Origin of the sequence: Pseudomonas eucalypticola (genome assembly GCF_013374995.1) — a bacterium.
Taxonomy (GTDB): Bacteria; Pseudomonadota; Gammaproteobacteria; order Pseudomonadales; family Pseudomonadaceae; genus Aquipseudomonas; species Aquipseudomonas eucalypticola.
In genome coordinates this window covers 5255053-5268190 of sequence record NZ_CP056030.1, presented here as the reverse complement: position 1 = coordinate 5268190, position 13138 = coordinate 5255053, and the positions used below count along the sequence as shown (strand labels likewise).

The window sequence follows — 13138 nt, the reverse complement described above, 5'->3', positions numbered from 1 at the left end:
AAAGACATATGTATTTATATAAACAATATAAATCAATGAGTTAAGCCTCGTACCTGACGAAGCTGGCGGCCATTACTTTAATTTGACGCCGAAGGCCTTTCTCTGGAACTATCAACTCATGGCTATGGGCCTTCTTTACTAGCCATTCGCCGCTCCACTTTCTTGCTTGCCTGCGTCAAACCTCGATTCCAGAGCGCTTACAGGCGGTAGCTTTGGCCTTCAGGCCCCTGTGTCCCTGGCGTGTCCCGCGGTAACGGCATCACCTCTTTCAAACATTACGTTCGCTCCGGCCTCGCTGCCGGCCAGGCGGCGTTCGTTCCTTTTCCAAGAAAGAGCCTTTGGCTCGGACAGATGCATGTGCGCGCCGTGCGCCGCCCCATGCAGGGAGTGATTTATGTACGGAAAATTTCTCGAGACCACCACGGGCTGCGTCATTGGTGGCGCCGGGCCTGCCGGCATGGGGTTGCTTTTCAACGCGTTGCGTACCGGTGCCATCGCTGAGCTGGCGCAGTACGGGCTCATCATCGTCGATGCCAGCGCTTCACCCGGCGTGGGGCGGTTGGGGGACTACCAGATCACGGCCAATTCGGTGGGGGATGTATTCCTCGATTGCTTGCGAGACCCGGCCATGGCCGATGTCTTCGCCCCGTTACAGCAGTCGCCGGCCTATTGGCGCATTTTTCATCAGGCTCAGCAGGCGCCGTTGCTGTCCGAGGTGGGCGAATTGTTGCTGTTGGCTTCGCAATTGGTGCTGGACCATATCGTTGCCCATTACAACGTGCAGTTGTGGAGCGAAACGCTGATCACCGAGGTCATCCGCGACAACGACCAATACCAGGTGTGGGTCGAGCACCGTGGCCAGGTGCAGCGCATTCGCACCGGTTCGTTGGTACTCAACCTGGGCGGGCGGCAAGACCCGCGCTGCCTGGTCGATGGGCTCAAGGCCCAGGGGCTGCAAGCACCGGCGCTGGCAGCGGTGCGCAGTGCCGACAGTTTGTTGCGCATGTCGCCGGCGGCATTGCGTGAATGCTTTGCCCCGGTGGTGGCCCGTGGCGGCGACTTCGTGGTGGTGGGCGGCTCGCACAGCGCGTTCTCGATGCTGGAGAACATCGCTTCTGCACTGGAGCCGGTGGGCCTGCAATCCGTCAGCCTGGTCCACCGTTCGCCCATCCGCCTGTTCTATGAAAGCCTTGAGCAGGCCCGTGCGAACGGTTACGAGTTTGACCCGGTGGCCGACGTTTGTCCGATCTCGGGCCGGGTCAACCGCTCAGGCGGCTTGCGCTACCGAGCGCTGGACGTGGGCCGCCAGGTGCTGGAGCGAGGTTATGTGGGCAGCACCTCGGTGCGTGCGCGGTTATTGCTGACCGACGGCAGCGACCCGGCGCAAACCGAGGCGGCCAGCCAGGTGCTCGGCAACGCGGCCGTGGTCATGCAGTGCACGGGCTACCAGCCGCTGTTGCCCGTGCTGCGCCGCGGCGATGGTACCGTGATCACCCTGCGGCAGGTGACCGGTGGCCTGGACTCCGATGCCAGTGGTTGCCCGTGCGATGACCAGGGGCGTCGCCTGCATGGCCTGCATCTGTTCGGGCTGGGGTCCGGGTTGGGTGTAGACCCATTGCTGGGGAGCGAGCCTTCGTTCAGTGGGCGGATCTACGGCGTTTGGCAGTTCCACCATGACGCCAGCCGGGTGGTCATCGACGCAGTCTTGCAGCGACTGGCCGACCTGGCCAGCCCGCAGCCGGCCATAGTGCATCTGGAAGTGGGCGTGACCCATGGATGGCCGCAGGAGCTGCCAGACCCGGCGTGGGGCAAAGCGGTCATACGCTGAAGTGAAAAGGGCGAACCCGGCGGGTTCGCCCTTTTTTTTCTTCCTGCTCAGCACACGCGCCGTTACCGCTGCCGCGCCTCATGGGCCATCCAATCGATGAACGCCGCGGTGCCGTCACTGGCCGTCGTGCGCGGTGGCTGCACCAGGTAGTAGGCCAGGCCCGTGCGCACCTTCAACTCGAAGGGCATCGCCAGGCGTTGTTGCGCCAGGTCCTCGGCAATCAGCGCCCAGTCGCCAATGGCCACCCCAATGCCCTGGGTTGCCACCGACATGGCCAGGTCCAGGGTTTCGAAGTGCTGGCCCTGGCTCAGGTTGGGCAGCTGTACCCCGGCCGCCGTCAGCCAGGTTTCCCAGTCCTGCTCGTCGCGCGTGGGGTGCAGCAGCATGTGCTGGCGCAGGTCGTCGGCGGTCCGCAACGGCTGTGGCCCCGTGATCAGCGCGGGGGCGCATACTGGGGTCAGCTGTTCGTCGAACAGATGTCGCGGGCGCAGCCCTGCGGCAGGTTCGGGGCCGTAGACGATGGCTGCGTCGAAGGCTTCGTGGCGAAAGTCGACGCCGTGTTGCACCGTCGTGGTCAGCTCCACGGGAATGTCCGGCCGTTCGGCTTGCCAGCGCATCAGGCGTGGCCATAACCAGCGCATCACGCAGGTCGGTGCCTTGAGCTGCAGGGCCTGGCGTTGGCCACCCACCACCTGCACGGCCTCCTCGATCAGGCCGAACACTTGCTGAATCCGCGGAAACAGTTCGCGGCCTTGCTGGGTGAGGCTCAGGCCCCGTGCCTGGCGCATGAACAGGGCGAACCCCAGGTGGCTTTCCAGCCCGGCGATCTGCCGGCTCACGGCCCCTTGGGTGATGTGCAGTTGTTCGGCGGCGCGGGTGAAGTTGCAACATTGGGCCACCACCAGAAAGGTGTGCAGGGCCGGTAACGGGGGGAGGCGTTTCATCGGGTTCAAGCCATGAGCCAGAGACATGGCTAGTATGACTTTATTTGCCTTGTGCCGACCAGCACCTAACCATTGAAATGCCCGAGTGCAGAACAATAAACAGGCGGTAGGGCAATGGCGACGTGCGGTGAAGTGTTGGTGAAGCTCCTTGAGGGCTATGGCGTAGATACAGTATTTGGCATTCCCGGTGTGCATACCGTGGAGCTCTACCGTGGGCTGGCAACCTCGTCGATGAGGCACGTGACCCCGCGTCATGAGCAAGGCGCGGGCTTCATGGCTGACGGCTATGCGCGTACCCGCGGCAAACCGGGGGTGTGTTTCATCATCACCGGGCCTGGCATGACCAACATCACCACCGCCATGGGCCAGGCCTATGCCGACTCCATCCCCATGCTGGTCATTTCCAGTGTGCAAGCGCGCAGCCAGCTGGGCGGTGGGCGCGGCAAGTTGCACGAGCTGCCGAACCAGAGCGCCCTGGTGGCAGGGGTCTGTGCGTTCTCCCATACCTTGATGAGCGCCGGCGACCTGCCGGCAGTGCTGGCGCGAGCCTTTGCCGTATTCGACGGTGCGCGCCCGCGGCCGGTGCACATTGAAATTCCTCTGGACGTGCTGGTGGAAGATGCCGACGCCCTGCTGGGTAGCGTGCCCGTGCGGGTACAGCGCGCCGGCGCCGCGCCGGTGGCCGTGGCACAGATGGCCGAGCGGTTGCAGACGGCGCGAACGCCGCTGATTCTGGCCGGCGGCGGCGCCATCGGTGCGGCCGAGGCCTTGACCCGCCTGGCAGAGCATCTGCAGGCTCCGGTAGCCCTGACCATCAATGCCAAGGGGCTGTTGCCGGCGGGGCATCCGCTGTTGATCGGCTCTACCCAGGCACTGGACGCGACGCGGGCGCTCATCGAGGCCGCAGACGTGGTGCTGGCCATCGGGACCGAATTGGCGGAAACCGATTACGACATCACTTTCCAGGGCCACTTGCGCATTCCCGGCTCCCTGTTGAGGGTGGATATCGACCCGGATCAGACCGTGCGCAACTTCCTGCCGGCAGTGGCGCTGGTGGCCGACGCCGACAGCGCCGCCCAGGCGTTGCTGGCGGCGCTGGAACAGCAAGTGGCACGCCCCCACGATGAGCAGTGGGGCGCAGCCCGGGTGAGCGAGTTGCGCCGCCAGCTCGAGGCTGAATGGGACGCGCCCACCCGCGCCCAGACGCTGATGCTCGACACCTTGTTGCAGGCCCTGCCGGGTGTGGTGCTGGTGGGTGATTCGACGCAGCCGGTGTATACCGGCAACCTGACCCTGGACATGGCGGGCCCACGCCGCTGGTTCAATGCCAGCACCGGTTACGGCACCCTCGGCTACGCCCTGCCCGCGGCCATTGGGGCCTGGCTGGGCGGCGGCGTGGATGGCGGCGAGCGGCCACCGGTGGTGTGCCTGATCGGCGACGGCGGCCTGCAGTTCACCCTGCCGGAGTTGGCCAGCGCGGTGGAGGCCAGTATTCCGGTGATCGTGGTGCTGTGGAATAACCACGGTTACGAGGAGATCAAGAAGTACATGGTCAACCGCGCCATCACCCCCGTGGGCGTCGATATTCACACCCCGGACTTCGTTGCCATTGCCCAGGCCATGGGCTGCCATGCCCAGGCCGTCTCCACTGTCGAGCGTCTGCGTAACGCGGTGCGTGGCGCCGTGGCACGAGGCCTGCCCACACTCATTGAAATTGACCAAGCCACCTGGATGAACGAGTGCCACCCATGCTGAAGTTTCCCCACACCCTGCCCGGGCTCTACATCGATGGCCAGTGGGCTCATGGCCCTGAAGCGCTGACGGTGATCAACCCGGCAAGTGAACAAGTCCTGGCCCATGTCGACGGTGCTGACGCCGGTGCGGTTGACTTGGCTGTGGCGGCTGCCCAGCGCGCCTTCGCCGGCTGGGCGAAGACCCCGGCGCGTACACGCGCCGACTGCCTGCGGGCCATTGCCAACGGCGTCGAGGCCCGTCGCCAGCACCTGATGCAATTGCAGGCCGGCAACAACGGCAAGCCGCTGTTCGAGGCGGGCATGGACGTCGACGACGTGATCGCCACCTTCAACTACTACGCCGGCCTGGCCGATGAGCTGGATGCCAGCCGCGACCGTGACGTGCCACTGCCCACGGATGAATTCACCGCCCGCGTGCGCCGCGAACCCTGTGGCGTGGTGGGGCTGATCGTGCCGTGGAATTTTCCCATGGTCACCACGGCCTGGAAGCTGGCGCCGGCACTGGCCGCCGGTTGTTGCGTGGTACTCAAGCCGTCGGAAGTGACCCCCCTGGCCGAGCTTGAACTGGCCGCTATCATCGCCGAAAGCGGGCTGCCGGCCGGGGTGTTCAACCTGGTGTGTGGCACCGGCCCGGCCGTGGGCGCGCCCATGGCCGGCCACCACGGTATCGCCAAGTTATCGTTCACGGGTAGCAACGCCGTGGGCGTGCAGGTGATGCAGCGCGCCGCCGAGACGGTGAAGGGCGTGAGCCTGGAGCTGGGCGGCAAGTCGGCGTTGCTGGTGCTGGAGGATGCCGACCTGGACCTGGCGGTGGAGCTGGCCAGCGGTGGCGGGTATTTCAACGCCGGCCAGATGTGTTCGGCCACCAGCCGGGTATTGGTGGCCGACGCGCTTTATGAGCCCTTTGTGCGACGGCTCAAGGCGCGTGCCGAAGCCATTGTGCAGGGTGACCCGTTGGCGGCAGGGACCGAAATGGGCGCGCTGGTCAACCGCGCACAGTACCAGCGCGTACTGGGGCATATTCAGGCAGGCATCGAAGCGGGCGCCACGCTGGTGACGGGCGGGGGGCGACCGCCGGCGTTGCCGGTGGGCTTTTTCGTGCAGCCCACGGTGTTTACCGAGGTGCCCCTGGACAGCGCTTTGTGGAACCAGGAGATCTTCGGGCCGGTGCTGTGCGTACGCCGCTTCCACAGCGAAGCAGAGGCCATCGAGCGCGCCAACAACAGTGACTTCGGCCTGGTGGCCAGCGTGGTCAGCGCCGACGTGGCGCGCGCCGAGCAGGTGGCCAACGCCTTGCAGGCGGGGTTGGTCTGGATCAATGCGCCGCAGGTGATCTTCCCGCAGACCGCGTGGGGCGGTTACAAGCAGAGCAGCCTGGGGCGCGAGCTGGGGCCATGGGGCTTGCAGGCGTTTCAGGAGATCAAGCATGTGGTGAGGGCCGCCTGGCCCCAGGTGGGGTGATCACACGCTCATGCGCAACCGCTGCAGGTCCCGGCCTGGCGGCTCGCCGAACAGGCGGCTGTACTCGCGGCTGAACTGCGAAGCGCTTTCATACCCCACCCGGTACCCTGCGGCGCAGGCGTCCAGCCCTTCGCTGAGCATCAGCCGCCGGGCTTCCTGCAGGCGCAACTGTTTCTGGTATTGCAGCGGGCTCATGGAGGTCATGGCCTTGAAGCGGTGGTGCAGGGTGGACACACTCAGGTTCACCTCGCGCGCAAGGTCTTCCATGCGCAACGGCTGGTGGAAATGGCCATTCAACCATTCGATGGCCTGGCTGACCCGGTGCATCTGGCTATTGCCCACGGCAATCTCGTACAGGCGGTGGCCCTGGGGGCTGCGCAGCAAGCGGTAGAGAATTTCCCGGCGCACCAGGGGGGCCAGCATGGCGATGTCCTTGGGCGTGTCGAGCAAGCGCACCAGGCGCACCACGGCGTCCAGCAGCGATGGGTCCAGCTGTTCCACATACACCCCGCGCTCGGTGGGGCGCGCAGGCACCCCCAAGGGCCCGGCGGCAGCGATCAACGCATTGATTTCCGCAGGGTCGATGTCCAGCCGCAACGACAGGCAGGGGCTGGCGGGGCTGGCCTCCAGGATAGCGCCGCTCAGGGGCATGGCCACCGACACCACCATGTAGTTCAGCGGGTCGTACAGGTAGTCCTCATCGCCCAGGCGGATGCGCTTGCTGCCGTTGGCCAGGATGCACAGGGCCGGACGCATCATGGTGGGAAACGACTGGCTGCACTGGTCATGGTTGCTGAGAAACAGCGCAGGCACCTTGGAGGCGAACGTGCCGTTGCCACCGGTATGGCGGCTGATCAGTCCAGCCAGGGTGGCCCGCTGGCTTTCCATGAAAGGGTCCAGCTGGGCGTGAAGACGCTCGAAATCGGTCATGGGAAGGCCTCTGGGGGCAAGTGCGCTGAGGATAGTTTTGTGCAAGCCAATGAGCCAGTCCAATCCTGTCGAATGCTTGCCTGATCCTGCCGGGTTGGCTGGGCGGACCCTTGGCTTCGGGGGAATCTTCGCGCAGGTGTTTCCGCCCCAGGCCGCTCATACCGCCAGGGCGGCCACGGCGCGCGGCAGGATCAGGCAAGCAGGGCGCAGGAATCGACTACCTCCTGCTGGCGCTCACCCCTTACGCTCTGTTGCCGTACCACCCGTTCCAGTCGACGACGGAGAAGCATCCATGACTTTATCCACCACGGTCAGCCACAGTGCCTTCATACGCGCCCGTGCCGGGCGCTCCGCGGAATTGGGCCAGCGCCTCGAACGCCTGCTGGAACCTTCCCGGCACACGCCGGGTTGCCTGCATTTCGCCTTGCAGCATTCCCAGTGTGACGCCGACCTGTGGCTGGTCAGCGGTTTCTGGGCCAGCCAGCAGGCCATGGCGGCCTGGTTCAATTCGCCCGTGATGCAGGTGTTCGACGCCCTGGTCAACGACTTGCTGGTCACCAGCCTGGATTTCCACACGTTCAGCGATGTGCAACCGCGCCGTTGTTCTTTGCACAAGCTGGCCAGTTGAAGGGCTAGAATGCCCGGCTTTGATCAACCACCGGGGCAGATGACGATGGCACGCAGGGAATTTGAACACTTCGAGGCCGTTTCGGCCGTGGTACCAGGCGAAGAGGGCTACAGTGCCGCCATCGCGGTAAAGGCGCTGGGTGCCGGGGGCGCGCCGCGGTTTCACAAGGTGCTGGCGGGCCGCACCTTCAAGACCGCGCTGCAGGCCGACAATGCAGCCTGCGACGAGCTTGCCCGCCTGGTGGCGGTCGACGCCGAGGGCGAGTTGGTGTGGTAAGTGGCTACCGGGGGCGGAACATCTTGAATATCGCCTCGTGGCCAATCTCGAAGTAGTCGGCCGGACCGCCGCCACGCAGTATCGGCTGGGCGGCGGCGGTGTCGTACACGCCATCCTTGAGCAGCGCCTTGGCGATGTGCACGGCGACCACTTCACCAAGGATCAGCCAGCTGGGCACCGGGTGCTTGTCCACCCCTTGCAGCTGGATGATCTGCGTGACCTTGCATTCGAACGAGACCGGGCTTTCCAGCACCCGCGGCACGGCGATCACCCGTGAGGCCACGGGGGTGAGGCCGCTGAGGGCGAATTCGTCGACCTCCGGGGCCACCGCTGCGCAGCTCTGGTTCATCTGCTCGGCCAGCGGGCGTGTGGCCAGGTTCCAGGCGAACTCGCCGGTCTTCTCGATGTTGTTGAGGCTGTCCTTGCGCCCGATGCTGGAGAACCCGATGATCGGCGGCACGTAATTGAAGGCATTGAAGAAGCTGTACGGCGCCAGGTTCAGGCGGCCATGTTCGTCCTGGGACGAGATCCAGCCGATGGGGCGTGGGCCGACGATAGCGTTGAAGGGGTCATGGGGCAGGCCATGGCCCTGGGACGGTTCGTAGTAATGAATGTCATCGGGCATTGCACGATCCTGGCGGTGGGAACTGAACCGACAGTGTGCAGCGCCGAAAACACCGCTGGCAAGTCTGCGACCCGGCCCCACGGCCATTGCTGCATCGGGTTCAGTCGGTCTCGATGCGCGAGTGCTTGCGGGTGTCCTTCATGAACACGTACACCAGCAACGAACAGGCGATGCAGGCGGTCACGTACCAGTAGTAGCCGCTTTCCATGCCGATGCTCTTGAACCACAGGGCGATGACCTCGGCGGTACCGCCGAAGATCGACACGGTCAGCGCATAGGGCAGCCCCACGCCCAGGGCACGGATTTCGGTAGGGAAAAGCTCGGCCTTCACCACTGCGTTGATCGAGGTGTAGCCGCTGACGATGATCAGCGCCGCCATGATCAGGAAGAACGCGCCCCACCAGGTTTCAATGGTGTGCAGGGTCGTCAGGATGGGCACCGTGAACAGCGTGCCCAGAATACCAAAGGCGATCAGGATGGGCCGCCGACCGATCTTGTCCGACAGGGCGCCGATCAGCGGTTGCAGGCACATGAACAGGAACAGGGTGGCGGCCGATATCATGGTCGAGTCCGCCTCGCTCATGCCGACGGTATTGACCAGGTACTTATGCATGTAGGTGGTGTAGGTGTAGAACGCCAGGGTACCGCCCATGGTCAGGCCGACCACGGTCAACAGTTCCCTGGGGTGGCGCATGAGGGTGCGCATCAGGCTTTCCTGGGGCTTGTCCTTCTTTTGCGTGAACGAGGCGGTTTCCTCCATGCCGCGGCGTAGCCACAGGGCTACCACGGCACACAGGGCACCGATCACGAACGGCACGCGCCAGCCCCAGGCCAGCAATTGTTCCTCGGTGAGGGTCTGCTGCAGCACGATCAGCACGGACAGAGCGATTAGCTGACCGGAAATCAGGGTCACGTACTGGAAGCTGGAGAAGAAACCGCGGCGTTCCTTGGTGGCCATCTCGCTCAGGTAGGTGGCCGAGGTGCCGTATTCGCCACCCACCGACAGGCCCTGCATCAGCCGTGCGAGCACCAGCAGAATGGGGGCGCCGACGCCGATGGTTTCATAGCCGGGGGTAAGGGCAATGATCAGCGAGCCAAAGCACATGAGCAGCACGGACGCCATCAGCGCCGCCTTGCGGCCCTTGCGGTCGGCGTACAGGCCCATCAGCCAGCCGCCAATGGGGCGCATCAGGAAGCCCGCAGCGAAGATCGCGGCGGTGTTGAGCAATTGCGTGGTACGGTCGTCCTTGGGAAAGAACACCTGAGCGAAGTACAGCGAGAACGCGGCATACACGTACCAGTCGTACCATTCGACCATATTGCCGACCGAACCGCTGACGATCGACTTGAGACGGTTGGCCGTGGTTTTCGGAGCGGCCCCGGGGAGGGTAGGGGAGGCTTGCATAGTGAGTCCTTCTGGTTCTTGTTGTGCGGCAGCGAACAGCGTGCCTTGGGAAGGGGTATTGCAGGGGCCGTGCCAAGGCCGCAGGGCCCGGAACAGAAGGGTCGCGCAGGTACCGTGAGCGGGTTTTTGCCTATTGGCCTGTCGGCGGTAAGCGGAAATTTGCCGCTACAGGTCGCGGATGAAGGCTTCGCGCAGCAGGCCGTGGCGCTGCATTTTTTCGTTGAGGGTGCGGCGCGGCAGTTGCAGGTCAGCCATGACCGCCTTGATTTCGCCCTTGTGCCGGCGCAGGGCTGCCCGCAGGCATTGGGCCTCGAAGGCTTCCTGCTGCGCCGCCAGGGAACCGCTCAGGCTATTGGCGGCTTCACGCGCGGGCGCTTCGAGGCCCAGGGCATGGCGCTCGGCGGCGTTGGCCAGTTCGCGCACGTTCCCTGGCCAGTCGTGGCTCAACAGCTCACCCAGGCGGCCCGCGCTGAGCGGCGGTGGTTCACGGCCCACGCGTCGGGCGCTGTGCTGGGTGAAATGCTCGAACAGCTGGGGAATGTCTTCACGCCGCTCGCGCAACGGCGCCAGTTTCAGTTCGGCGACATTGAGGCGGTACGCCAGGTCTTCACGAAAACGCCCGGCGCGCGCTTCATCCAGCAGGTCTGGCTTGGTGGCCGCGATAATCCGCACGTCGATGGCAATGCTCTGGTTGGCGCCCAGGCGCTCCAGCGTCTGCTCCTGGATGACCCGCAGCAGCTTGGCCTGCTGCGCCAGGGGCAGGCTTTCGATTTCATCCAGGAACAGGGTGCCGCCGTTGGCATACTCCAGCTTGCCGATGCGCTTGCCCTGGGCGCCGGTGAAGGCGCCGCTTTCGTGGCCGAACAGTTCGGCCTCGAACAATGCCTCCGGTATGGCGGCACAGTTGAGGGCGACGAAGGGCTTGTCGGCCCGTGGCCCGCAATCATGCAGGCAGCGGGCGACACGCTCCTTGCCACTGCCGGTTTCGCCACGCACCAGTACGTTCACGGGCAACCCCGCCAGGTCGAGGACCTGCTGGCGCAATTGCCGCATGCCGGGGGAGGTGCCCAGCAGGTCGGCTTGCAGGCGGTCCTGGTGGCAGGCGCGGGCCTGCAAGCGGCGGTTTTCCATGACCAGCCCGCGGGTGTCGAGGGCGCGGCGCAGGCTGCTCAACAAGGCTTCAGGGCTGAAGGGTTTCTCCAGAAAGTCATAGGCGCCACCTTGCATGGCCCGCACGGCCATGGGCACGTCGCCGTGGCCGGTCAGCAGGATCAGTGGCAGTTGCTTGTCACGGGCCTGGAGTTGTTCGAGCAATTGCAGGCCGTCCATTCCCGGCATGCGCACGTCGCTGAGAATGACGCCGTTGAAGTCTGCGCCCAGGGCCGCGAGGCAATCCTCGGCGCGGCTCAGGGCCGTGACCTGAAACCCGGACAGGCTCAGCCATTGGCGCACGGCCTCGCGAATGCTGGCTTCATCATCAATGATCACCACTTGTGCCATCGGTGCGCTCAGCATGGCGGCGGCGCCTCGGCGGGTAGCACCACTGTCAGGATCGCACCGTTGCCCAGGTTCGCGGCGGTCAGTTGGCCGCCGCTTTCGTGGACGATGGCCGCGGACACCGCTAGCCCCAGCCCGAGGCCGTCGCCCACGGGTTTGGTGGTGAAAAACGGGTCGAACACGGTGTTCAGGTGCTCGGGGGCGATGCCGCCGCCGGTATCGGCGACTGACAGGCGCCAGCCGCCAGGGTCGGGTTCCAGGCGTACGCGCAGCTCGCGCACGGGGCTGTGGCGCATGGCGTCGAGGGCGTTGCCCAGCAAGTTGATCAATACCTGCTCGAGGCGAATAGCGTCGCCGCATACACAGGCCGGGCGGGCCAGCTCCAGCGTGGTGCAGACCCGTTCCTCGCGGATACGCGGTTCGAGCAACAGCAGTGCCTGGTCCACCACCTCGGCCAGGTCCAGCGGTTCGCGCAGGCCGGCGGGGCTCTTGCGGGCGAATGTCTTCAAGTGCCCGGTAAGCGCGGCCATGCGTGTGAGCATCTGCTCCAGCGGGGCCAGGGCCTGGTAGGCGTCGTCGACGCGGCCGTGGTCCAGCAGCAGGCGCAGGGTCGCCAGTTGCATGCGCTGGGCGGTCAGCGGTTGGTTGATTTCGTGGGCCATGGCCGCCGACATCTGGCCCAGTGCTGCCAGTTTGGCGGCCTGCACCAGGCCATCCTGGGCGATACGCAGGTCGCGAGTACGCAGTTGCACCAGCGCTTCGAGCTCTTCGCGGCTGCGCTGGCGCAGGCGCCCCAGGCGCCAGCGCTGGTACAGGAACAGGCCCAGGAATACCAGGCTCAACCAGGCGCCGGCAGCGGCGAGCGCGGCGTTACGGGCGTCTTCGCTGGCCAGCGGCGGGCGGCGCAGCAAATGCAGGGTCCAGCCCTCGCTGGCCAGGGGGAGCGACTGCCACAGGTACTGCGCCGGGCCGTTGGGGCCTTCTACCCGTGCCAGCTGGCTATGGTCATCGAACTGTTGCAGGGGCTGCACCGCCAAGGGGGTCAGGGGTTGGCGATCATACTGGCGCGTGCTGCCCAGCTCGCGGCGGTCCGCGTCGCTCAGGGCGTTGAGCTCGCGGTAGCGCCAGCCGGGTTGGTTGGCGATGAACACGATGCCACGGGCGTCGCTGACCAGCAGGGTGTCGTCGCCCTGGCCCCATTCGCGTTCCAGTTCGGGGAATTCCAGCTTCACCACCATGGCACCGAGGAACTGACCCTGTTCGTCCTTGACCGCGCTGGACAGGAAATAACCTGGCACGCCGCTGGTCACGCCGACCGCGTAGAAGCGGCCGCTGCCCTGGCGCCGGGTTTGCAGGAAATAGGGGCGAAAACCGTAGTTCTGGCCCACGTAGCTGGTGGGCAGTTGCCAGTTGCTGGCCGCCACGGCCAGCCCTTCGCGGTCCAGCAGTTCGAGGGTCGAGGAGTGGGCGGCGGTGTTGATCTGTTGCAGTTTTCGGTTGAGCGCATCCTGGGTGCTGGCGGTGACGGGGGCCTTGAGGGCGTCGATCAACTGCGGGTCCAGGGCCAGCACCGCGGGCAGGCTGCGGTAGCGTTCGATCAGGGTGTGCAGCGAGTTGGCATACAAGCCCAGTTGCTGGTGGGCCCGCGCCGCTTCGTCGACCATCGCCACCCTGTGCGCATGGCGCACGGCCCATAGCGCGCAGGCCACGGTGCCGGCGACGATCAGCAGGATAATCGATGGCAGGCGCAGGGTGCGGATCGAAGGGCGCATGGGCTTTGGCGGGTTGGC

General features: G+C 65.4%; 11 protein-coding genes. 5 read left to right on the top strand and 6 right to left on the bottom strand.

Features of this window, described 5'->3' with window-relative positions; genetic code table 11:
• The first annotated feature begins 394 nt into the window (after nt 1–394).
• On the top strand, nt 395–1828 hold the full coding sequence (locus tag HWQ56_RS23525; RefSeq protein ID WP_176571909.1) for a pyridine nucleotide-disulfide oxidoreductase: 1434 nt from the start codon (nt 395–397) through the stop codon (nt 1826–1828).
• Between the two features lie 62 nt (nt 1829–1890).
• Here the strand turns inward: HWQ56_RS23525 and HWQ56_RS23520 are convergent, their stop codons facing one another.
• Nucleotides 1891–2772, bottom strand: coding sequence for a LysR substrate-binding domain-containing protein (locus HWQ56_RS23520; RefSeq protein WP_158154621.1), 882 nt, complete (start codon nt 2770–2772; stop codon nt 1891–1893).
• A 114-nt stretch (nt 2773–2886) separates the two neighbouring features.
• Between HWQ56_RS23520 and HWQ56_RS23515 the strand changes: the two genes are divergently transcribed.
• Nucleotides 2887–4527: a 5-guanidino-2-oxopentanoate decarboxylase gene (locus HWQ56_RS23515; protein WP_176571908.1), complete on the top strand. Its 1641-nt coding sequence runs from the start codon at nt 2887–2889 to the stop codon at nt 4525–4527.
• Nucleotides 4521–5987 (top strand): aldehyde dehydrogenase family protein, encoded by a 1467-nt coding sequence (locus tag HWQ56_RS23510; protein WP_176571907.1) that lies wholly within the window; start codon nt 4521–4523, stop codon nt 5985–5987. The genes HWQ56_RS23515 and HWQ56_RS23510 overlap by 7 nt, the downstream gene beginning before the upstream one ends.
• Here the strand turns inward: HWQ56_RS23510 and HWQ56_RS23505 are convergent, their stop codons facing one another.
• Entirely contained in the window at nt 5988–6917 is a 930-nt protein-coding gene (locus HWQ56_RS23505) for an AraC family transcriptional regulator (RefSeq protein ID WP_176571906.1), read from the bottom strand.
• Nucleotides 6918–7209: 292 nt separating this feature from the next.
• Between HWQ56_RS23505 and HWQ56_RS23500 the strand changes: the two genes are divergently transcribed.
• Both HWQ56_RS23500 and HWQ56_RS23495 read left to right on the top strand, forming a co-directional pair.
• Entirely contained in the window at nt 7210–7545 is a 336-nt protein-coding gene (locus HWQ56_RS23500; protein ID WP_158154617.1) for a putative quinol monooxygenase, read from the top strand.
• A 45-nt stretch (nt 7546–7590) separates the two neighbouring features.
• A complete protein-coding gene (locus HWQ56_RS23495; protein WP_158154616.1) occupies nt 7591–7821 on the top strand; it encodes a hypothetical protein in 231 nt (76 codons plus the stop codon).
• Between the two features lie 4 nt (nt 7822–7825).
• On the opposite strand, the gene HWQ56_RS23490 is transcribed toward HWQ56_RS23495, so the two are convergent.
• The 4 genes from HWQ56_RS23490 to HWQ56_RS23475 form a co-directional block, all read right to left on the bottom strand.
• Nucleotides 7826–8446 carry a flavin reductase family protein gene (locus HWQ56_RS23490; RefSeq protein WP_158154615.1) on the bottom strand — a complete coding sequence of 207 codons (621 nt, stop codon included), beginning with the start codon at nt 8444–8446 and terminating at the stop codon, nt 7826–7828.
• Between the two features lie 100 nt (nt 8447–8546).
• Nucleotides 8547–9851 carry an MFS transporter gene (locus HWQ56_RS23485; protein WP_176571905.1) on the bottom strand — a complete coding sequence of 435 codons (1305 nt, stop codon included), beginning with the start codon at nt 9849–9851 and terminating at the stop codon, nt 8547–8549.
• Nucleotides 9852–10016: 165 nt separating this feature from the next.
• Nucleotides 10017–11366 carry a sigma-54-dependent transcriptional regulator gene (locus HWQ56_RS23480; protein ID WP_176571904.1) on the bottom strand — a complete coding sequence of 450 codons (1350 nt, stop codon included), beginning with the start codon at nt 11364–11366 and terminating at the stop codon, nt 10017–10019.
• Nucleotides 11360–13120: a sensor histidine kinase gene (locus HWQ56_RS23475; protein WP_176571903.1), complete on the bottom strand. Its 1761-nt coding sequence runs from the start codon at nt 13118–13120 to the stop codon at nt 11360–11362. Before HWQ56_RS23475 ends, HWQ56_RS23480 begins: the two co-directional genes overlap by 7 nt.
• Between the last annotated feature and the right edge of the window lie 18 nt (nt 13121–13138).